The following is a 20,704-nucleotide window of genomic DNA, read 5'->3' on the forward strand; positions in this document are numbered from 1 at the left end:
TTTTGTCTGCCGCACCCCAGCATGGCCGCCGTAGAGCCACGTCCACCAAATCTTCGCCCTCATTGCCGGGGCGCCATTGGGCCCCCGGAATCGAGTCGAGATTCAGAGGCGGCGTAGGCCGCAAGCAGATAGGTGTCGTCTTAGTAGCCGGAGCCATTGCCCTGACTGCTTTGCCGGTGGCCCATGCCGAATCCCACCGCTTGGCACCGGCGGTCACCGCAGGGGCTCCTGCGGCTGCGAATACGTCGCAGCAGGCAGTGATTGCCGACAAGGATGTTGTGGTGACTTTTGCCAGGCCCTTGGTGTCAAGCAAGCCTGCACCTCCGGTCTCGCTCGCTGATACGGTAAAGCCGGCCGCTACAGATCAGTCCGCGCTGTTGGGCGCTGCTGCGCCACAAGCCCCGGCTGAACAACCGGCCGCCGGGCTGCGCGCGCCTCTGGCCGTTTTGACGGTGACCTCTCCATTTGGATACCGCACCAATCCGTTGACAGGCGCGGCGGCGGAAATGCATACGGGTATTGACTTTGGTGCTGCATGCGGAACTGCGGTGTTCGCCGCTGGTGCTGGCACGGTGACGGAGGCGGGCTGGAGCCAGTACGGTGGCGGCAACCGCATTGTTGTTGACCATGGTGGCGGTATTCAGAGCACGTACAACCACTTAAATAGCATCGCTGTCAGCGTTGGCCAGACGGTCGGTGCTGGTGCGCAGATTGCCGGCGTCGGAACAACAGGGAATTCCACCGGCTGCCACCTGCATTACGAAGTAATGGAAAATGGCCAAACTGTCAATCCTGCCCCGTACCTCTAGCCAACTCCACGGCGCCAAACGCCGGTGAGGCCGACTGCCACCAGGCAGCCGGCCTCTCTGGTCATCCGTCAGCGTTTCTTGGGAGTGGCCCGTCCGGCAAGAACGGCTCCGAGGATCATGAGGACTGCGGCGGTGGGATAGCCGATGAAGAGGTCTTGGATGCCGGGTGGGCCCCCAGTGATGGCGACGTGGGCGATCCAGTGGGAGAGTCCCACCAGGATCCCGACGGCTATGATGAGTTGTCCCATTCGGACCAAAAAGCGGTGGTGCCGATAGTCCTTCGCAGCGTCGCTGCCAGGGAGGTTCTTAGTCATGGCGTGTGTCTCCTTAGAGGTGTGGTGGGGTCAGCCGTTGGTGCCGCCGGAGCAGGCAGCCCCGGGCTCGGGTGTTTGTGGGCCCATGGCGTACGCCTTGATGAAGATGGGCAGGCGGGTATCCTCGCTGTTCGGGACGCTGAGTTGGATGCCCCACGCGGAGGCGGTGACAGCGGAGGTCTGCTCCGGGTTGGGGCTGAGCAGGACATAAGGCTTGTTCTTAACCAGTGTTGTCAGCGTCCCCAAATCCGCTGGGGAAAGCCCGGGTTTGTAGGTGATCCACACTGCACCGTGTTCAAGGGAGTGGACAGCCCGCTCTTCATTGACAGGTTCCGGGTATATGCCACAGTTCGTCCAGGTCGCCGAGTGGTCACCGCCGACACCAGGGACCTGCGGGTAGCCCACCTGAGTTTGGACGTGGTTGCGGGTCAGGTTCGAGTAGGTCTCGACGCCGGCAATGGGCTTCTTGGCAGCCTCCTGCGTGGCACTTCGGGTCTGAACTGAGCCGGTGATGACGAACGTGACGATGGTGATGACAGCGATGACCAGCAGGCCAAAGCCGCCGTAGACGAACATGTTCCGCTTACGTTGCTTGCTCCGGTGCGCGGCCAACACGGCGTTGACTTTTATCTGGCGCTCGGCCTGACGGTCACTGGCATCACTCATGGGGGGATCCCGGGGTTGAAGGCTTCACAGCGTCGTTGGGGGAACTGGTGGGCTCCGCTGGATTTACGGTTGAGGAATTGACGCTGGAGCGTGGCTTGCGGCGCGCAGCGAGGAACCAAGCAGCCCCGGCCAGTAAGAGCAGGCCTGAGACCCAGGTGTTGACTCGTAGTCCCAGGATGGTGTTGGCATAGTCGGAGCGCAGCAGTTCGAAGATGAACCGTCCGGATGTGTAGAAAACAACGTAGAGCGCAAACACGGATCCGGCACCGAGACGGAATTTTTTGTCAAGGATCAGCAGTACTGCGGCGGCGGCTAGGCACCACAGGGATTCGTAGAGAAATGTTGGTTGGAAGTAGCCGAGCACCACGGGTGTCCCGGCATTGTCGAGGACCGCGCGGCCGGTGGTGAAGTCCATCTGGTGGATCTGCAGTTTCCACGGTGCCGTGGACGGGTCGCCGTAAAGTTCGTTGTTGAACCAATTCCCCCACCGACCTAGGCCTTGGGCGATCAGCAGACCAGGAGCGGCAGCGTCTATCAGGGTGGTGAACGGGACATTGTGGCGGCGGCAGCCAATATAGGCACCGAGCAGGCCCAAGGCGACGGCGCCCCAGATACCCAGGCCTCCGTCCCAAATTTTCAGAGCGTTCCAAGGGTTTTTCCCGGGCACGAAATACAGTTCGGGGTCCGTGATGACGTGGTAGAGGCGTCCGCCGACGATGCCGAAGGGGACCGCCCACATCGTAATGTCCAGGATCACCCCCGGTGTTCCGCCCCGGGCGGTCAATCGCCGTCCGGCGAGCCAGACGGCAATGATGATTCCTGCCAGGATGCACAGGGCATAGAAGCGGATGGTTAGCGGTCCGAGTTGGAAAGCCGCCACGGTGGGGGACGGAAGGAACGCGGTGGTCAGTGTTGTGGGATTCATGATGGTTGGGCCTTAGCTGAGGTAGGAGAAGACGCCCATCATGCCGCGTTCGGCATGGTAGGCGTTGTGGCAGTGGAAGAGCCACTGGCCCGGATTGTCCGCCTCGAATTGGACGCTCACGGTTTCCATAGGCCGGACGATGACTGTGTCCTTGCGGGCGCCTTTGGTCCCGATCTGGAAGGTGTGCCCGTGGATGTGCATGGGGTGCCACATCATGGTGTCGTTGATGAACTTCACTTCCACCCGTTCTCCGGCTTTGAGGTCGAAGGCGTTCTCAAATGGCTTGGTCATGTCGAAGCGGCGGCCGTTGATACCCCAGTCGTACTTCATCATCCCTCCTGTCAGGTGCACTTCATGGACCCGGTCGGGCTTCTTGGTGGGCAGCATCACGGAGGGGTCTGCGGTGAGCTGACCGCCGTCGACCGCTGTGCCGGTCAGGGTGCTGGGCAGGCTGTCCCGGGCCGGCGCTGTCCCGGTCCCGGTGGAGATCAGCCCGTAGGTCATCTGCCCTTTCCCTTCAGCCAGTGCCAGCAACGGTGTGTAGCCGTCCTGGACGGTCAGGAGGGCGTCGATGCGTTCGCCCATGCCAAGTACGACGGCGTCGACCATGGCATGCTGGATGGGGAACCCGTCGGTGTGGGTCAGAGTCAGCTGCTGGCCCGGGACGCCGACGCGGTAGGCGGTGTCGCCTGCGGCGTTGATGATGCGCAGACGGATCTTCTCACCCGGTTTGGCTGCGAACGTTTCCGGATTCCCTGGGTCCTTGCCGTTGAAGAGATGGAAGGGGTAGGCGACGTCACCGGCGTCGCCGCCCAAAAAGTCGCTGGAGGCACCCATGAGCATGTGGCCCATGTCCATGGTGCCGCCTTGGTCCATTTTTCCTTGGTTCGTGTTTCCGTGGTCCATACCTTTCATTCCACCGCTACCTGTGCCCATGCCGTGGGAAAGTTCCTTCAGAACATCGGTGGGGGTGCCGGTGATGCCGTCGAGCCAGTCGTCAAGGACGATCACCCACTCTTTGTCATAAACGAGTGTCTCGTTGGGATCATCGATGATGAGCGCCCCGTAGAGAGCTTGTTCGCGCTGCATTTCCACATGTGAGTGGTACCAGTAGGTGCCGGGGTGGGGAAGTTTGAAGTCGTAGCCGTTCTGGGACCCGGGGGCGAAGGCGTCCTGGGTGAGGCCGGGAACGCCGTCGTCATTGTTGCGTAGGGCCAGGCCGTGCCAGTGCACACTGGTGGGCTCGGTGAGCTTGTTGGCAAGAGTGACGTTGAGCTGGTCGCCCACTGTGCCGCGCAGGGTTGGTGCCACGAGGGAGCCGTTGTATCCGGCGGTGGTGATGGTCTTGCCTGTCATTGTGGTGGTTAGCGCTGCCGGGGTCAGCGTCGCCGTGATGGTTGTGCCGGTGGCGGCGCGGGCGGTTTCGATCTCTGCGATCAATACATCCGTGGGCAGTATCCGGTTCGCGCCGGACACAGCCGGTGGGGGAGTGCAGGCGCTGAGTGCGGCCATGGCTGCAGCGGCCACGGATAGTCCTAGGAAGGAGCGCCGGGTGGGGGTGGTGTTCATAATGAAATCCTTTTGTTGGTGGCCGGTTAGACGGGGGTGATGAAGGTGCCGGCGAGGTTTTGCAATTGATAGATCCATCTCATCCATAGGCCGGTGACCATCATCAGGCCCAGGGCGATGAGTATGGCTGCCCCGATGATGTTGACCACGCGGATGTGCCGGCGTACCAGGCCCAGGACACGAGTGACCCAGCCCAGTCCCAGGGCCACTAGGACGAACGGTATGCCGAGGCCCAAGCAGTAGACGAAGGCCAGTAGGGCCCCGCGCCCGGCGCTGCCTGTGGAGACGCTCAGGGCGAGGACGGCGCTGAGTGTTGGGCCCATGCAGGGGGTCCAACCCAAGCCAAACACGATGCCTAGCAGCGGGGCGCCGCCGAGCCCGGTGCGGCGGGTGAGGTTCATTTTGCGGGTTTGTTGGAGCCAAGAGAAACCGCCCAGCAGCACCAGACCCATCAGAATGACCACGATTCCTAGGATGCGCATGAGTAGGTCCTGCCAGCGCAGCAGCCAGGACCCGATCAGTCCAAATGCTGCGCCGTAGAGGGTGAACACGGCGGCGAATCCCAGAATGAACAAGCCCACCCCGGTCAGGACGCGGCGGCGGTTGCCGGGCTCGTTTGGATTGGACAGCCCGGATACATAGCCTAGGTATCCGGGTACTAGCGGCAGGATACACGGAGAGAGGAAGGACACTATGCCAGCGATCAGGGCCAGCAGCATGGCAAAGAGCAGGGCGCCGTCGGTGACGTTGGTGGCAAAGAACTCCCCGATACCCACGGCGTTAGGGAGTGGCCGGGGCGAAGGTGGCTCCGCCGTCGGAGGAGCGTTGAACGCCTTCAGCTGTGGCCACCCAGATCTCGGGTTTACCGGCTGTACCGGCCAATGCTGTCACGGCTTGTACCTGCCCCTCAACCTTCCCGGCGGGAGTCCATGTCAGCCCGGCATCGGTGGAGACGTGGACGCTCCCGTCTGGGCCCACCCCTACGGCTTCGGTAGGGGCCCTCTCGTCAGAAGCAGCGAAGGCTGCTAACCGCAAAATCGGGGCTCCCGCTACTGTGGCCCAGGTCATCCCACTATTAGTAGAGCGTTGCAACCCGGCTTCAGTAGTTGCAAGCACAACCGTCGTAGCTGGACTGCCTGCCAAGTCCATCGGCACGAACGTTGCCGATGAGGTGTCCCAGGTAGTCCCGTCGGTGCTGGTGCGCAGTTGCCCGTCGAAGGCGACCAAGCTGTTCCCGGACGCGGTCAAGGCGTGGAAGTCCGATCGTTTTTGAAGGGAGACTGGCTCCCATGTTTTACCGGCATCCGTGGAACGGATAAGCCCGACCGGGTTCGGCAGTGTCGAGCTGGGACCGGGATGTCCTGAGGCGTAGAACACCTGGGGTTCGGCAGTAGCTGTGAATCCCATCAAGTCAATAGCGTCGGTGCCGACAAGGACAGGGGATCTGTCGGTGGCATCGTAAAGACCATCATGGGTGGCGAGGATGATGTTTGTGGTCACTCGGTCGATGGAGATTTCATGGACGTGTTGAGTGGAGGCGGCTGCTGCAGTTTCCGGGGCTGCGGTAGTTGTTGGGGCGCACGCGGCTAGAACTAAAGGAAGGCCTAGGACGGCGCCGGCAAGTGAGTAGCGGGCGCGGTTCCGAGAAAGGGTGGTGCGGGGGTTCACAGAGATCTCCAAAGGGGGCGAAGATGGTCGGTGGCGGTCAGAACTGGACCGGTCCGACTCCGATGGTTGGCGTGCGGGGTCCGTTAGAGGCCGGCCAGCAGTTGTTTCATGTCATTGATTTCAGTTTCTTGGCTGGAAACAATTGACGTGGCCAAGGTGATGGCGTCGGCGTTCTTGCCGGAGGTGACTTCTGTCTTGGCCATTTCCAGGGCGCCCTCATGATGGGCGGTCATCTGGACCAGGAACATTCTTGCCGCTTCGTTGCCTTGAGCTGCCTTGAGTTTGTCCAAGTCGGCGCTGGTCATCATGCCGGCCATGGCGTGATCGCTCGTCATGGTAGTGGGTTCGCCCCACGCGCTCAGGTAGTTGGTCATAGTGTTGATCTCCGGGGCCTGGGCGGCCTTGATCTCCTTGGCCAAAGCTATGATTTTTGCGTCCATGCCGGGCTTTGCGAGCATGATGTCGCTCATCTCCACTGCCTGGGAGTGGTGGGGCAGCATCATTTGGGCGAACATCGCATCCGCGGCGTTATGGCCGGCACCGATGGCTTGGGTCTGCGTGGTGTGCATGGCCGAGCTGCCGTGGTCCATGCCTTTCATGGAGCCTGCATCGGTGCTGGTGGAACAACCGGACAGAGTAATAACTGCGGCTAGGGCGGTGACGGAGATCGTCAGAATTTTCTTCACAGGGAACAGTCCTCAACTCAAAAAGTTTCGTTACAGGTGGACGTCACCCCTCGGTGGGGTGCGTTAACGAGGACCCGTCACACGGTGACAGGTCAGAATCGAACGTTTTACGTCCTGCTGATGGAGAGTTGAGTCAAGGAAGGCGGATCCAGAAGGCGGCCCGAGATTTTGTATCCAGCCTGATCCGATGCGGTGGCAACGGCAGAGGGGTCGGGAACGAGACCGGGTTGCGGGGCCGTTGGCGTTCCGGCACCAGGAGCGGGCATACAGGATCCGTGGCTGGCCATGGAGATCTCGCAGCCTGAGGGTTCGTACTCGCACCCCGCGTTGCTGCCCAAATGGTTTAGCGCAGCCAAAACTTCGCCATGATTCTCGATAGACATGGAGGGTGCTGCTGAGGGGTGTGGATCGGCCGGGGTCGCCGTTGAGCTCACTGGCGAAGTGATCGCAACAGCTGTGATTCCGGCACTATTACTGTTGGCGTGTGTCGGTATCATGGGCCCCGCCTGCACGCCACCGAGAATATGCATGCCCATAAGTCCGCCCATGATGGCAAGGGCAAGGGCTAACAGTCCGCCCCAGCGCAGGAAGGATCCTGGTAGTGACAGGGTGCTGAACGCCTGCATGGCTGGATCCTTCCTGGTGGTTTGGAGATGCGTGTCGGTGTGTAGCTTATCGGGGGAGGCTGTGTGGTTCCGGTGAGCCTAGTACTAGCTAACGTCAGCCGGGTTGAGCTTGAGTCTGCGCAGTAATTGAGAGTTCAATGCCACCACGGTGGTTGACAGAGACATGAGTGCTGCTCCTGCAGCGGGGGAGAGTACAGAACCAGCGCCTGCCAATACTCCCGCGGCCAACAGGACGGAAATGATGTTGTAGCCAGTGGCACAGATCAGGTTTTGTCACATCTTGCGGTAGTTGGCCTAGAACCGTTCACGCACCACGTCCATCGATGAGAAAGCCGGACATATGGCGTAATCACTGGATGGGCAGAATCTACAAGTAAGCAACCCCCGACCATGGCGCTTTCACTGTGACCGCGGAGGCGGTGCACATGATCGATGTATTCGGCGGTGTTTTGCATTGCTACTAAGGAAAGGGTGGCTGCCGCAAGCAGGGCCTGTATTTCTCACGGACGGAACCGAAGAAGCTGCTTCGATGCCTACTCAACGGTCCAGAGCGGGATGGAGGGGATACCGGCGATGATTGGGACCGTCCAACCGGGGAAGAGATGCTGATCGGTGTCAGCCACGAACTGGCACCTAAACTTGACGACGCCGTCTTAGACTTCGGTCAGTACAACAAAATCCAACGCTTCGTGTGGCTGACACTACCTGCCGTCAAAGGACCAACCTGCAAAGTGCACGCACATATATCGAGTCTGTGAACCGCAGCGGTAAATGGTGTGCAGCCGAAGTTTTTTGCTGCGGTTTCTTTCTAGAGCATGGAGCCTAGGTCTGAGCCGATGGATGGGTAGGTGGCGGTCATGGATTTCAGCTGCTTGGAGGTTAGGCCCAGTTTGATGGCGAGGGCGTAAATGTTGATGAGTTCGGCATAGCCGGGCCCGAGCAGGTGAGCGCCGAGGATTTTATCCGTGGTTTTATCGATGATGATCTTCGTGCTGGCGGTGGTCTCGCCCACCCGGTAGTTGGAGTACCAGCCGCTGGTGTCATTGGTCTCGACCACGATGTCGATACCCCTGTCTCGAGCTTCCTGTTCAAGGACGCCGACCCGGTTGAGTTCCGGGATGGTAAATACAGTGGTGGGAACGCCGGTGTAGTCAGGGACGGTGGTAACGCTCTTGAGCATGTTGGAGGCGGCGATCTTCCCTTCGAACACTGCGACGGGGGTCAGAGGTTTCCCAGGGGTATCGGCGGCATCGCCCGCGGCATACACGGCAGGGTTTGTGGTGCTTTGCAGGTGCCCGCTCACGGTGACTCCGCGGGGCCCGGACGCGATGTTGGCGGCTTCGAGGTTCAGAGTCTCCAGATTGGCGGTGCGGCCGGCGCCGTGCACCACCAAGTCGGCTCCGAGGGTTAATGTCTTCCCGTCTTTTTCCCCGGTCACTTTCAGCCCGGTGGCGGTTCCTCTCACATGGGTGAGCGTAGTGTTTGATAGCACTTGGATTCCAACCTGCTCACTTCTGTGGATGAGGTTTTTGACCAGGTCCGCATCGAATTCCTTCAAGGGACGCTCACCGTGGTCGATGATCACGCACTCAACGCCGGCGCGGGCGGCGATATGCGCGAACTCAAAGGAGATGAACCCTCCACCGATGAACACGATTCTCTGCGGTAGCGAGTCGAGGTCCAAGAAGTCGGTGCTATCGATCAGATGCTCATGGCCGGGAAAAGTGAGTGTGCGTGGGTGTGCGCCGGTTGCGATGAGGAAACGTTTCGCATGGTGCTCTGTCCCGTTGATGTCGATCTGGTTCGGCCCGGTGAACCGGGCAGTGCCGTGGAAGATTTTTACCCCGTTGCCAGTGAGTTCATCTTCCATGCCTTGCGGCACACCGTCGGTAAAGCCTCGCTTGTGGCGCATCAGCGCCGGCCAATCGATCGACAGCCGGTCCTCGGTAATGCCCTTGTCACGCATCAAGTTGGCCGCGTCGATCACTTCCGCGCCACGACGGAGGATCTTCTTGGGATCACAACCACGCAGCGCACAGGTGCCCCCGTAAGGGAGTGCATCCACGATTCCCACCCGCCATCCCCGGGCCGCACATTTGTTCGCCGCCGTCGTGCCAGCCATCCCGGCACCAATAACAAACAGATCGTATTCCTCGTCCATGGGATATTTCCTTCTTGCCAGTGGTGCCGGTCTCGTGAGTCGTGGTCGGGGTCGTTCTGCTTAGATGGTGGAGATCGCTGCCCGGAGTTGTTCAAGTGTCGGCGCTCCGGCGATACCGTCGGGCGTCTGGTAAAGGCGGCAGGAGAGCCCCACGGAAGAGGTTCGATCCGGGAAAAGATCCGCGCCGTCGAGCAGGATGCTTGGTGAGCCGCGGAAGCCGGTAGCCTCCGCTTCCTCGGGCGTCTCCACCAAAAGGTGCGTCACTGTTATGTCGGTGCGCTCTTGTGCAATGAGGGCCAGCCGTTCAGCGGCAATCAGCCAGTTCGGGCATCCGTTGAAATATTGCAAGGTGATCTCCATGGCACCCATACTAAACCTTGCACCACAGTGCAACCTTGACCGGGACAGGCGAAACCTTTCTGAACGCACCAGCGTAATTAGCACGTACGCAAAGTGTGAAGCACGTCGGTCTACGGGGCAGGGATGCCGTGCTCAGGGTCGTCTTGGAATATCCCGGTTAGGAGTCCGCGCTTCACTGCTGTCCTCAAGACGAGGGCGCTTGCTCCGAAAGCGACAGAGGCGAGAAGCCCGAAGAGCACAGCGGTGGCACCAATGTTTGCAATGAAAGTGGTGTGCATGAGGATACCGATCAATGTCGCTACGGTGAAGAGGATGCAGGTTGTCATGAAATTGACCCAACGCATTGGTGACCCGGTGAACGCTGCTCCTGGCTTCACAATCGGGAGAATTTGTCAGGCCGCCAGCTCAAAGCCTCCGATCGCAACGATGACGGCGATAGCGTACGGGCGCTCCAGATAGGGGACCTCAGGAACCTTGACTGGCACTGCAACCAATGATCGTTGCTGGTGCAACTGGAATCTGCGGGTGGATGGCACTATTACGCTGGCCAATATTGGCCCGCCCGTTCTATGGGGTTCGCGTGATGCTCATGGATATCAGCCCGTTGACGGGTGCGCGGTTGATGATTTCTGTAACGTCGCTGATGTCCGTGATCCAGTCATGGACTTCCGGTGAAACGAGTTTGAAGAGGGAATTCATGTCTGCCAGTCGGCTCGTGACGTTTGTAGAGTCGCTGGCGACGGGTTCGAGGTGGGCCAGCCGGTTTCGTAGGCTGACGGCGTACTCCAGAAACTTCGCGACGTCGGCACGGGCTGTTCCGCGTGGAAAAGCGTTGTGTAGATAAGGAGCCCAGAGTGCACCTTCTCGTGCCCTGGGTGTGATGAGGAGCTGCCAAAAGCCGAAGGACAGTCTGGCTATGACCATCCCATGGTGGACTCGGCACCGATATCGCGTTGAGAGCTGCGAAGCAGTTTCAGCCCGTCGCTGTTGAGTCTCTGCTGTCGGAGACGAACTCGCTGCGTGCCGTTTTCGCAGGTGCAACCAACTAGGTGCTGGTTCCGCTGCCCAACCAGAAAAGACCGGTGCCAACTGAGCGTCAAGGGCGTTTCGAACAGCGACCTCCTCATGGGCCAGATCGCGGAGGATTGCTGACGATAGTTCAGAGTTCCACTCGATATTCCGAGGTCGGAATATTCGGTGGAATGCCGCTGTGGCGTCATCGCTTATGCTGCCGATGCACTTTGTCGAGGTGTCGACCAGGAATACCGTCTCCGAGGCCCTTGAGTCAGTTTATGGGCCCAGATGGCCATGGAACCACAGCTTCGAGTTCAGTCTCCCCTCTCCCCATCGGGGGTTCAATCCACGCAGTGAACTGGTAACCGTGCGTGCCAGGGAAGCCACGACCGACAAGGTTGTGGCTGAACTGAAGTTCGTGTTCTGGCAGAAAATGATCACGCAAAGGTTTGATGCACGTCTGTGGGACGGCCATATTCTCTCGCTGTTCCCCAACGCGGCAGTGGCAGTTGAAGCCGACCTCCGGAGTCGTATCTACTCGGACCTGGAAGTCATTAGGAAGCTGCGGAACCGTATGGCTCATCACGAACCGATTTTGCCAGAAATCTTAACGATGAACTGGCTTAGATTCTGGACCTCATTCAACTTCGTTCGGCGGAGGTTTCCGCATGGGTTCGGGCAAACGAGTCAGTCAGTCGTGTTCTACTCACGAAGCCTGCACCTGCAGGGCCCGCTGGGAATCCGTGACCCCCGGCTGGCTTTCGTCGGCTGTGCGAGCCGATGGTGCCAGGGACAGGACAGATGCCTGCAACGCCAGGCTGAATGTAACCGACTCATTAGAAACTCATTAAATTGGGCCACAACTGCCGCCTATTCAGTACCATTTATTGTTATGCGCCCGTCGCACTGCCAAAGCCCAGGAGCGACTTTTGACAAGTCGAATTGGATGATAGAGGCGACAGCGGGGGTCATCGGTTCGAATCCGATAGGGGGCCCAGAAAACCCGGAATGACGGGGATCTTGGAAGTGCGGATGGCCCCGAAAGGGGCCATTCGTCCTTAACTCTCCACAAACTCTCCAGATTAACTCTCCATTTTCGTTATTTGCCGCTAGTTTCCGCTGTTTTTGGAGGGTCCTCATGAGGCCCATGATCCTCCGAAAGTGGAGACTCTTCAATCTTCGGCGGTGGGGATTGAACCTCCAACGCCGCGGTCGTCTCTTGCGTGTGTGGAGCATGTTCGTCAGCTTTTTGGGGCTGCTCTGGCAGGGGGCGGGCTTTTCGAGATTTGCGTTTTGGCTTGAACGCGTCAATGGCTGCCCTAGTGTCCAAAGCTCCGCGGCGCTCCTCAATGTAGTGCTCCTGTGTCATGGCCACCTTTGAATGGCCAGCTTGGTAGGCGGCTGCCTCCGGGCCCATGGTCCTGGCAACGATGGTCGAATTGGTTTTCCTGAAGGTCTTTAGTGTCACCCAGTCGTACCCGATGGCGTCGGACGCCACGCGCCAGATTTTACCCACGTTGTTTGCATCCATCACGGTGCCGGTGGAGGAGGGGTAGATCAGCCCGAGAGGGTTGGGCATTGCTGATTTGGTTTGGCGGAGACGGCGTTTGCGAAGCTGCTTGACGTGGAAGTCAGGGACCGTGAGCTGGCGGATGCTGTGCTTGGTTTTTGGATGATCCTGGATTCTGACTCCGCCAACGGTGGTTCTAATGACAGTGGTGTGGACGAAGATGATGGGCGGGTCGGCTTTCAGGTCGAGGTCTTCCCATAGAAGTGAGAAGAGCTCACCGGGCCGGACACCCAGAGCGACCATGCCATCCGCGAATTCATGGAGTTCCTGTGAACGCGGACGGCCGAGCGCCGAAGCTTTTTCCCACACAATGAGCTTCTTCCGCAGGTCCTGATACTGCTCTGGATCCAAGGCCTGCGGTTTCTTTGTACGAAGCCGGGGGATCGATACCCCGAGGACCGGATTGACGGTGACGGCGTCGTGGCGCAGGGCAACCTTGAACATCCACGAGAGCACGGCGCCGCAAGTTCGGGCGGTGGATGGCCCAGAGTCCTCGACGATCGAGCGAATGAAATGGTCCACAAGGCCCGAGGTCGCTTCGCCAATTCTGACTGATCCGATCCTGGGGGAGATGTGTTTCTTCACCATGTAGGCGTATTTGTCCTTGGTGCGCGCAGCCCTATCGGACGCCTCCAAGTCCACAAGGAAGATCTCAATGAGGCGGTCGATCTTGTCTGTACTGGTGACCAGCCCGAATCGCGGAGTCTTGCGGTTGGCGAGTTTCTGTTGCAATTCTCGGCGGGCGGCAGCCGCGGAGGGGCCCCGCGCCTCCACCCGCCGGACTTTTCCGTCCATGTCGCGGTAGCGGGTCTCAGCGAGCGAAGTCTTGGCTGACGTACGTTTGGTATGAATGGTTCCCCACGCGCCGAGGGGGAGGGGTTGTCGACTCATCAGATGGTCTCCTTGTCATAGCCGTCAAGTCTCCGATTGGCGCGAGATCCAGTGATCAAGATCCGTTCGGCTGACGCGCACGTGCCGCCCGGTCTTGTATGCGTGGGGGCCAACTCCCCTTGAACGCCACTGGTAAAAGGTTGGCAGCGGGATCTGTAGCTCTCGGCAGATTGCGTTCGGGGACAACCACTCTTCAGCGAAACTTCGAGCGGTTGGTGAGCTGGCTGGTTGATCTGGCATTGGGGTCTCCTTAATTGTGCGGCATTCAGTAGTCCATGGCATATAGTCATCAAAGTTGCATGACTTGAGTGAGTGGCCAACCAACTGGTCACCACAATTATCCGGGAGCGATGCGGCTGACAAGTCGAGCATCTAGCTTGCTTTGCGGATCCAGAATCACTTTCGTAATCTTGTGGCCGGGCCAGACCCGGCCTTTCTGCGCGCACAAGGCCACGCCTTGTGCCGCATTGAGACCAGGGGGAATGGCGTGATGACAGTAACGAACGTGAGATACGAAACTAGGACCGCAAAAACGGTTCGAGGCATGGAAGCGCGTACTAGGGCCAAGTTGGAGAAAGAAGGCTGGGAGTTCGTCTCTCAGACCCAAGGGACGGTTCGTTCTGAGCTCGCCTTCCGGCGTCCAAAAGCAGAGATCCCGTGGAAATTGATCGGGCTTGGCGGCAGCCTATTCGCGCTTCTCGTAGCTGTGCTGCTCATCATTAATGCACTTGGAGGCGGCGATAATCAAAGCAAGGGTGCCGAGACTATTCCGTCGCCAGCGCCATCTCAAATAGTGACAAGTGAAGCAAGCGCGCCAGCAGTCGCACCGGCCACTGCTGTCCCGGCGGTCACAGCTATCACAGTCGATGAGTTACTAGATCAACTCAACTCCCCCTCATCTAGTGGAATCAAAGTGGGGGACCGGTTTCAACTGAGCGGTGAGCTCTTTATGGCAGATCTGTGGACGACTGGGGTGACCGGGGAGTTCACGGTCATGCTAAAGGCACAAGGGGGAGCCCAAGACCTTTCCGTGTTCGTCAACAAGGCAGACGCGGCAGAGTGGCAGGACGAAACTAAGGTCCAGATGATTGTGGAGATGGGGGAGGCCACAATCGACGGCGAAACCACAGACGGCTGGCTGAGGGCTCTGTCTGTAGAGACGATCACGTAGCCGAGATAACCGTATCCGCACTGCCTCCAGTAGAAGTAGACCTGTCTCCAATTGAGTGGATGACTGCGAGGGATGCTAAACGTAGAAACGGGCGTACACGCAGGATCCCACATGATGATGATGACCGGCCAAGTCCCACGATGCAGCGTTTCCGGTGTTTTCCTTGCCACTGACGGTGGCTACACATTGGGCGACAAAAATGGAATCGTTCGCTTGCCGGCTCGAACCTGAAACTGGATTCCGTGCGAATGCGCGTAGTAGAACTCCTCCGTGGTGGGTCGAGTGGGATTTCACCATGACTTGCCGTCACGCGGGTTGTGACGGTTACTTGCCTGGGTGCCAGAAGTGTAAGGCTTTTTTGGTGGGAGATTCACTATTGTGGGAGACGCTCTCGAAACAGCGATGAGTCGGCAGGAGCACAGGAATCGACTACCGTCCGGCATAGGTTAGATCTGCTAGTAACGAACGTTGACGCATCGATCAGAAACTGCTGGATGTAGACGTAGAGTCCCGTTCGAGAAGTTGAGATCCAACAAATTCTGCGAACATCTGGGCGTGGTACTTCACCATGTTGCAGGCGGTCGTAGTTGGTGTGTGAGTCTTCTTCCAATCTGCGAGTCGTAGTGCCGGGAGGCCGGACAAGGCCCATTATCCCTTTGTCGTCACGGCAATCGGCAAGTGCGCACGAGAGCTGTAGACAGGAGTGGAATATGACTCTGCAGGCGAGAACCGACTTAATACTTGACCTGGATCGCCTTCGATACTGTCTGGGCTTGCCCAATTGGGTAGGCTGAATCGCGGTGCCTGGTTTCGTGAAGTACTTCGGATGGCTCATTCTAGGTTTGCATCTGACCGACTACCTTGCTTCGCCAGCTATTGGCAAATTTGTTATCAGCTGCGAAGCGCCTACGCTCGGACGAAGGAGAAGACCACGAATGAATCCTGAGATCATTGACGGAAAATACATGATTCTTGGAGCCATTAAGCCAAGGTCTGGTGCCCACTCAACGGTTCGAAAGGCCGTAGATACACGAACCGGGCAAGAGCTGGCTCTCAAGTTCATTGTTGGACGTTCAGACGAAATGACTCGACTGATATTCGATCGTGAAGCAGATGCACTGAAGCTGGCTAAGCACGCCAACGTAGTCCCTTTGCTGGATCAAGGTGTAGATGAGACCGGTACGCCGTACCTCGTCCTACCTTGGATAGAGGCTTCGTATAGGGATGTTCTGGACAAGGGAATTCAGGGGACCCCAGTGGAAGTCCTCAATCGAATTGTGTTGCCTCTGGTGTCCGCATTGAGCCACGCCCATCTAGCATCGGTGGTTCACCGCGATGTGAAGCCAGGGAACATTTTGGTTACAGTGGACGGCGTACCGCTATTGGCGGATTTTAGTATCGGCAAAAATAGTGTTGGCCAAGTGGCAGTGAGCGCCAACGGCATGACCATGAGGGCTTGGAAAACAGACCTGTATGCCCCGCCTGAGTCGAGCGAAGAGTTTCCATATGCTCGTGATGTCTTTTCTATAGCCGTAGTTTTTATCGAGTCAATTGCCACCATGCCCCTAGACGAGCACTTCCAGCTCGAAGCCGCGTTAGAGGCAACCTCCCTCCCCGCGGTGATCAAAGAACTCTTCTCTAGATGCATCAGCTTTAATCCTGAGGATCGTCCAACCAGTGGTGCTGCGTTGTTGGCTGAACTTGAAGCGTCCATGGCCGAGAGTTTCCCCCTGCCCCGCTCGCCACATCGGATCTGGCTGACACTCAGAGAATCTGTCAAACGCATGTTGGTGGACTCCGCTCCGGGAAGTATCGATGTACCTGGTTTGATTGATCGAGATCTCTCTGGGGGTGGACATATTTCATTCACTTGGAGCAAAGAGTCGAGAACTTTTGACCAGGAGACGCTTGAACTAGCAGGGGACTCATTTAGGTACTCACTAAAGCCTGACAACGCAGGAAGTTTCGTGATCATCTCTGCGCGCCAAGCAGAGTTTGAGACACTGGAGTGGACGCGCCGAAATGGTGTACCCACAGCCGACCTTGGAAGTTTCTCCCTTCTTGAACCGCTAGACAAGTCAGCTGCCCGAAAGACACAGGAATTCGTACTTGACCAACTACGGCGGCACTTTGACGCGAATGAATCTGCCGCGGAAGATGCTCAGTCGAGCGCACTCTTGGACAGGTGGAATAACCTTCTAGACGCCAGAAAGGCACTTGAACGGAGGGAACGAACGACCATCAGGTTCACCAAGAGCGAGCATGTGGGCAAGGACATCAAACTGACAGTTTCCAGTGCACCTACCAAGGATCTATTGAACACAGACTGGATACTGAAGCCGCACGAAGAAGCGGAATATGGCCCCAGGGTTCAGATCGTCCGCCATCAAGATGATGCGGTGATCGTGCGCAGACGAACACAAAGAGGCTCAGCGATTTCACGGCAGGGCGTATTGGTCCCGCATCTAGGCGCGACTCAGGTCGCAATGAAGCGGCAGAGCGATGCAATCCGGACACTACAACGAGGGGAAGCCGCTCACCTGGATCTACTTTCTATCTTGGTGGACCCGTCCGTTGTTAGATCTCCCGAAGATCAGCCCAATCCTAGCTGGCAGTCTGAGCTGGATCCGGCAAAACAGACGGCTGTAAAAGCCTCGCTCGGGCTTATGGATGCGATGGTTGTAAAAGGGCCCCCCGGCACGGGAAAGACTCGATTCATTACTGAAGCCATCCATCAGCTGCTCAAGCGAAATCCAGATGCCAGAATCCTAGTTGTGAGTCAGACACATGTCGCCGTTGACAATGCCCTCGAGCGCCTCAACGCCGCCGGAATTGGCAATATCGTTCGACTTGGCCAACAGGATGACGAACGTATTGCCAAAAGCGTTTCACACCTCCTGCTTGATAAGAAGATGGCTCAATGGGCCACTGAGGTTCAACGTGCGGCCGCAGAATTCATTGCCGAACTGTCTTCGCAGGCAGGCATCCCCATAGCGCAGCTACAGTCGGCAGCAATGCTTGAACAACTTATTGCACTGAGACGCCGTCGTAAAGAAATAGAAGACCGCATTCCACTTGAACCGACCGCAGAAACTTACGAACTGACGGCAGAACTTACTGCTGCGAGGGATGCCGTGGTTCTGCAGGAGCAACTAGATCATCTCGTAGATGATGAGAATCAGCTCTGGAATCAACTTGAGACCAAAAATGGCGGCAATCTACTTGTGGATCGAGCCTCATCGCTTGAGGACCTAGCAACGTCGGTCGAGCTCATCTTGGATACTGGTCAACGTGGGCCAGAACTGCTTGAATTGCTCAAGCTACAGGCTGACTGGTTGCAGCGAATTTCCACAGACTCCAGTCTGATTGAAACTTATCTCCAAACCGCAAATGTCGTTGCTGGTACATGTCTCGGCTTTGTCGGTCATCCAGCAGCTCGAGACCTTATTTTCGATCTTTGCATTTTGGATGAGGCATCAAAAGCGACCGCGACGGAAGCGTTGGTCCCACTAGTGAAGGCGCGAAAGTTCATACTGGTCGGTGACGGGAATCAATTGCCTCCGATGGAAGAAGAACTTCTCCGCCAGACTGACGTGATGGAAGAATTTGGCCTTTCTAGGGAGCTCGTTACTGAAACTCTCTTTGAGAGGCTGACTTCCCAGCTGCCAACGCATTCGCAATTCCTGCTTACCGATCAGTATCGAATGACGAGTGCCATAGGAAACATGATCTCAAAATGTTTTTATGACGGTCAGCTAAACTCGGTCAGCGATCAACTGCTTCCAGGATATTCTTCACTCGGCAAGCCTGTCTTATGGCTAGATACGAGCAAGTTCGGAGACCGTCGGCGTGAAGAAATGGACCCCATGTCAAAGGGGAGTTATTTCAACCGATTTGAGGCCCAAGTGCTAAACGATCGCCTTAAGGCCATTGATCGTGCCATAGATAGGGGACTTATCAAACTGAGAGATGACACGGAACTGGTTTCTGTCTTATTAATTGCACCATATCGAAGCCAGTTGGACGCTCTCAGACGTGAAGTAGCAGGATGGGCTCCAAAACATTTGATGTTGAGTATTGAATCCATAGATGCAGTACAGGGCAAAGAGTCTGACTTGGCATTTGTAACTGTTACGCGCAGCAATAGTCGAGGAAGTTTTGGTTTCATCGGCCCCGACTACTGGAGGCGCATTAACGTTGCCATGTCCCGTGCCCGATTTGGATTAACCATTGTGGGAGATGCGGAATTTTGTCGCCAAAAAGCTGGTCCTTTGGCAAACATACTAAATTACATGTCAAACAATGCAGACGACTGCGAAGTTAGGAAAGTGGATGTTCGCAGATAACCGTGATCTCTTCAGTCGATATGGATCGTCGAGGGCAGGAAGAATTCTGGTCGCAGTATCTAAGGCGGCTTTGCCAGTAACGGTCGTGAGTACATCTGTAATAGCCCAGGAAAAAAAAGGAATACCCCTATTGGATGAATTTATTCTGCGGGCTATTCGCTTGGGCCAGGGTAGGATTCGCAGAATAGCGCAGCTGTCAGGTGTGGCTGATAGCCTCATTCAATCAAGCGCCGCTGGTCTTGCGGCGAGTGGGAATTTGATTTATGGAGTTCAAGACGGCGTTCTTGCGCTTACTCCTTTCGGTGAGAAAATGGCAATCGATATGGCCACGATAAAACCCGTGCAACGGCAGTTCAAGGTTTGTTTCGACCGAACCCTGTGGTGTGTTGCGGGCTATGACTCCAATGAATTAATTTCCAAGGGCCAGGCTCGCGATGCTGATCAACTCATACTGCCGGCGATCAAATCTTCGCGAATCGGAGATCGTGATATTGCGGTGTCGAACCTTAATGCACTTATACGAAAGGGTAATATCGGTAGTTCAGAAATAGACATACTGCGCATCACCAAACTTTCTGGTAATACGCATAGATATTTGCCAGTTGGTATACTAATTTACGTTGATTCCGTAAATAGCGATCTTGAATTGGCGTTGATTGTCGATGAAGATCTAAGTCAGAGTCATGAACTTCCGTTGATCTCCCTGGACGTGGCAAAGCGTCTCGGCATTGAGGTTTCTCGCGATGTTTTACGCCCGAAACTTAGTGATGAACTTGAAGTGGCCCGTGAAGCTCGGCGTTCATCGCCGGAAATAAATTCCGGAACATCTTCATTGAGTCAGGTAGCTCGAGTTCTTGGTTTTGAGCACAGGGCCCTGCTCGAGGACGGTCTTAGTGTAACAAATAGACGTCTACTTATTGCAACAGGCGATGTCGATGTCGAATTTTTCAAATCTTATGCTCTTCCGAAGATTGCGGATCTACTAAAGGCTGGTGTGACCGTTAAGTTGGCATTCAATAGACCGCAAAAGAGTGCTGCGACTGACAAGGATCCTTTGGGGTTGCTGTCCAAACTGTCGGCGAGGTATCCGGCCAGCCTTTCGGTGGATTTGGATCATGAATATACGTCCAACACTTTAATATTCGACGATTCGTGGGTGGAGACAAGCTTTGGCTGGTTAGATGATGTTCCTCATTCACCCCAACCTCTAATGTTGCACGAAGGTACCCTGGTTCAAGGCCGCGAATATTCCGATGCGAAATTCAATGAATTAACCGAGTTTCTTTTTTGAGAATTTAGGATGTATTTTTGTGGAATATTTATCTTTGTTCCGTGGGCCCTAAATGTTTGTCGATTCGATTTACGAGATTGTCTATGCTGAGACGTCGAGTCTTCCAAGTGGGACTAGATATGTACGGGGACAGTGTTTTTCAATATTCGTTGTTTAACTTAGCGGCCTTAGTTCGGTTCTGACCTCGAATTTGAATCTTTGCAAAAGTAAATATTGAAGAATCAAGACTAGTCGCCTGTTACAACCCCATTCCGCCAATTTCGGGCCCGCGGGTGTGAGGTGGTTGGTAGGCGGTTTGTTTGTCTGTGGCCCAGTCGGAGACGATTCCTTCGCGGACCAAGTGGTCGGTGAGTTGGGCGAGTCGGTACTCCGGGTCTGATTCGAGGGCACGTTGAAAGCACTCGTGGGCCTTGCTGCCGTGGCCTTCCCACCATTGGATGACGCCCAGGCTCGTGAGCACGGGGGCGGCATCGGTACCGTCTGTGCGCATGTAGAGCTGGAATAGGACTTCGGAGGCGCGGTCGACGCGCTGCCAGTGGGGGCTTTGCTGGCTCTCCGTGGTTCGTGGTGAAATCTGGTTTCGTGTCCTTGAACAAAGGTGGCTCGTAGCCCTGTTGTGATGGATGTTCTGACGCAT

18 protein-coding genes are annotated in these 20,704 nt (G+C 56.9%); 4 read left to right on the forward strand and 14 right to left on the reverse strand.

All coding sequences use genetic code 11. The annotated features are described in order from the left end of the window. The first annotated feature begins 2 nt into the window (after window positions 1-2). A complete protein-coding gene (locus AAFM46_RS02335) occupies window positions 3-809 on the forward strand; it encodes a M23 family metallopeptidase (RefSeq protein WP_343319301.1) in 807 nt (268 codons plus the stop codon). Between the two features lie 68 nt (window positions 810-877). Here AAFM46_RS02335 and AAFM46_RS02340 read toward each other — a convergent pair whose 3' ends face one another. The 13 genes from AAFM46_RS02340 to AAFM46_RS02400 form a co-directional block, all read right to left on the reverse strand. Next, the gene (locus AAFM46_RS02340; protein WP_343319303.1) at window positions 878-1,123 is read right to left on the reverse strand and encodes a hypothetical protein; all 246 of its coding nucleotides are present in this window, start codon (window positions 1,121-1,123) and stop codon (window positions 878-880) included. 30 nt (window positions 1,124-1,153) lie between these two features. Next, window positions 1,154-1,789 (reverse strand): DUF3105 domain-containing protein, encoded by a 636-nt coding sequence (locus AAFM46_RS02345; protein WP_343319304.1) that lies wholly within the window; start codon window positions 1,787-1,789, stop codon window positions 1,154-1,156. Then, complete coding sequence (gene lgt / locus AAFM46_RS02350; RefSeq protein ID WP_343319306.1) at window positions 1,782-2,714, reverse strand: prolipoprotein diacylglyceryl transferase; 933 nt, start codon at window positions 2,712-2,714, stop codon at window positions 1,782-1,784. Before lgt ends, AAFM46_RS02345 begins: the two co-directional genes overlap by 8 nt. A gap of 12 nt (window positions 2,715-2,726) precedes the next feature. Beyond that, complete coding sequence (locus AAFM46_RS02355; protein ID WP_343319307.1) at window positions 2,727-4,283, reverse strand: multicopper oxidase family protein; 1,557 nt, start codon at window positions 4,281-4,283, stop codon at window positions 2,727-2,729. Between the two features lie 26 nt (window positions 4,284-4,309). Continuing rightward, window positions 4,310-5,059: a cytochrome c biogenesis protein CcdA gene (locus AAFM46_RS02360; RefSeq protein ID WP_343319309.1), complete on the reverse strand. Its 750-nt coding sequence runs from the start codon at window positions 5,057-5,059 to the stop codon at window positions 4,310-4,312. A 4-nt stretch (window positions 5,060-5,063) separates the two neighbouring features. Next, entirely contained in the window at window positions 5,064-5,951 is an 888-nt protein-coding gene (locus tag AAFM46_RS02365; protein ID WP_343319311.1) for a F510_1955 family glycosylhydrolase, read from the reverse strand. Window positions 5,952-6,034: 83 nt separating this feature from the next. Then, window positions 6,035-6,637: a DUF305 domain-containing protein gene (locus tag AAFM46_RS02370; protein ID WP_343319312.1), complete on the reverse strand. Its 603-nt coding sequence runs from the start codon at window positions 6,635-6,637 to the stop codon at window positions 6,035-6,037. Between the two features lie 107 nt (window positions 6,638-6,744). Continuing rightward, the gene (locus AAFM46_RS02375; RefSeq protein ID WP_343319313.1) at window positions 6,745-7,263 is read right to left on the reverse strand and encodes a hypothetical protein; all 519 of its coding nucleotides are present in this window, start codon (window positions 7,261-7,263) and stop codon (window positions 6,745-6,747) included. A gap of 808 nt (window positions 7,264-8,071) precedes the next feature. Continuing rightward, window positions 8,072-9,424, reverse strand: a complete 1,353-nt coding sequence (locus tag AAFM46_RS02380) for an NAD(P)/FAD-dependent oxidoreductase (RefSeq protein WP_343319314.1) — start codon at window positions 9,422-9,424, stop codon at window positions 8,072-8,074. A 60-nt stretch (window positions 9,425-9,484) separates the two neighbouring features. Next, a complete protein-coding gene (locus tag AAFM46_RS02385) occupies window positions 9,485-9,784 on the reverse strand; it encodes a thioredoxin family protein (RefSeq protein ID WP_343319315.1) in 300 nt (99 codons plus the stop codon). A 110-nt stretch (window positions 9,785-9,894) separates the two neighbouring features. Further along, window positions 9,895-10,110, reverse strand: a complete 216-nt coding sequence (locus tag AAFM46_RS02390) for a hypothetical protein (protein ID WP_343319316.1) — start codon at window positions 10,108-10,110, stop codon at window positions 9,895-9,897. Between the two features lie 241 nt (window positions 10,111-10,351). Further along, window positions 10,352-10,708, reverse strand: a complete 357-nt coding sequence (locus tag AAFM46_RS02395) for a hypothetical protein (RefSeq protein ID WP_343319317.1) — start codon at window positions 10,706-10,708, stop codon at window positions 10,352-10,354. Window positions 10,709-11,897: 1,189 nt separating this feature from the next. After that, the gene (locus AAFM46_RS02400; protein ID WP_343319318.1) at window positions 11,898-13,259 is read right to left on the reverse strand and encodes a site-specific integrase; all 1,362 of its coding nucleotides are present in this window, start codon (window positions 13,257-13,259) and stop codon (window positions 11,898-11,900) included. Between the two features lie 544 nt (window positions 13,260-13,803). Between AAFM46_RS02400 and AAFM46_RS02405 the strand changes: the two genes are divergently transcribed. The 3 genes from AAFM46_RS02405 to AAFM46_RS02415 all read left to right on the forward strand — a co-directional run bounded on the left by AAFM46_RS02405 (window position 13,804) and on the right by AAFM46_RS02415 (window position 20,067). Further along, on the forward strand, window positions 13,804-14,430 hold the full coding sequence (locus tag AAFM46_RS02405; protein WP_343319319.1) for a hypothetical protein: 627 nt from the start codon (window positions 13,804-13,806) through the stop codon (window positions 14,428-14,430). Window positions 14,431-15,365: 935 nt separating this feature from the next. Continuing rightward, on the forward strand, window positions 15,366-18,776 hold the full coding sequence (locus AAFM46_RS02410) for an AAA domain-containing protein (RefSeq protein WP_343319320.1): 3,411 nt from the start codon (window positions 15,366-15,368) through the stop codon (window positions 18,774-18,776). Next, window positions 18,763-20,067, forward strand: coding sequence for a hypothetical protein (locus tag AAFM46_RS02415; RefSeq protein ID WP_343319321.1), 1,305 nt, complete (start codon window positions 18,763-18,765; stop codon window positions 20,065-20,067). Before AAFM46_RS02410 ends, AAFM46_RS02415 begins: the two co-directional genes overlap by 14 nt. A 238-nt stretch (window positions 20,068-20,305) precedes the next feature. Here the strand turns inward: AAFM46_RS02415 and AAFM46_RS02420 are convergent, their stop codons facing one another. Further along, a complete protein-coding gene (locus tag AAFM46_RS02420) occupies window positions 20,306-20,704 on the reverse strand; it encodes a DUF4192 family protein (protein ID WP_343319323.1) in 399 nt (132 codons plus the stop codon).

It is taken from the genome of Arthrobacter sp. TMP15, assembly GCF_039529835.1.
In the GTDB taxonomy this organism is placed as follows: Bacteria; Actinomycetota; Actinomycetes; order Actinomycetales; family Micrococcaceae; genus Specibacter.

Bases quoted from the DNA above. Each gene is read 5' to 3' on its own strand.
- AAFM46_RS02340 (WP_343319303.1), bottom strand. From the start codon at position 1,123: ATGACTAAGAACCTCCCTGGCAGCGACGCTGCGAAGGACTATCGGCAC.
- AAFM46_RS02345 (WP_343319304.1), bottom strand. From the start codon at position 1,789: ATGAGTGATGCCAGTGACCGTCAGGCCGAGCGCCAGATAAAAGTCAAC.
- lgt (WP_343319306.1), bottom strand. From the start codon at position 2,714: ATGAATCCCACAACACTGACCACCGCGTTCCTTCCGTCCCCCACCGTG.
- AAFM46_RS02355 (WP_343319307.1), bottom strand. From the start codon at position 4,283: ATGAACACCACCCCCACCCGGCGCTCCTTCCTAGGACTATCCGTGGCC.
- AAFM46_RS02375 (WP_343319313.1), bottom strand. From the start codon at position 7,263: ATGCAGGCGTTCAGCACCCTGTCACTACCAGGATCCTTCCTGCGCTGG.
- AAFM46_RS02380 (WP_343319314.1), bottom strand. From the start codon at position 9,424: ATGGACGAGGAATACGATCTGTTTGTTATTGGTGCCGGGATGGCTGGC.
- AAFM46_RS02385 (WP_343319315.1), bottom strand. From the start codon at position 9,784: ATGGAGATCACCTTGCAATATTTCAACGGATGCCCGAACTGGCTGATT.
- AAFM46_RS02390 (WP_343319316.1), bottom strand. From the start codon at position 10,110: ATGACAACCTGCATCCTCTTCACCGTAGCGACATTGATCGGTATCCTC.
- AAFM46_RS02395 (WP_343319317.1), bottom strand. From the start codon at position 10,708: ATGGTCATAGCCAGACTGTCCTTCGGCTTTTGGCAGCTCCTCATCACA.
- AAFM46_RS02400 (WP_343319318.1), bottom strand. From the start codon at position 13,259: ATGAGTCGACAACCCCTCCCCCTCGGCGCGTGGGGAACCATTCATACC.
- AAFM46_RS02405 (WP_343319319.1), top strand. From the start codon at position 13,804: ATGGAAGCGCGTACTAGGGCCAAGTTGGAGAAAGAAGGCTGGGAGTTC.
- AAFM46_RS02410 (WP_343319320.1), top strand. From the start codon at position 15,366: ATGAATCCTGAGATCATTGACGGAAAATACATGATTCTTGGAGCCATT.
- AAFM46_RS02415 (WP_343319321.1), top strand. From the start codon at position 18,763: ATGTTCGCAGATAACCGTGATCTCTTCAGTCGATATGGATCGTCGAGG.
- AAFM46_RS02420 (WP_343319323.1), bottom strand. From the start codon at position 20,704: ATGCGTCAGAACATCCATCACAACAGGGCTACGAGCCACCTTTGTTCA.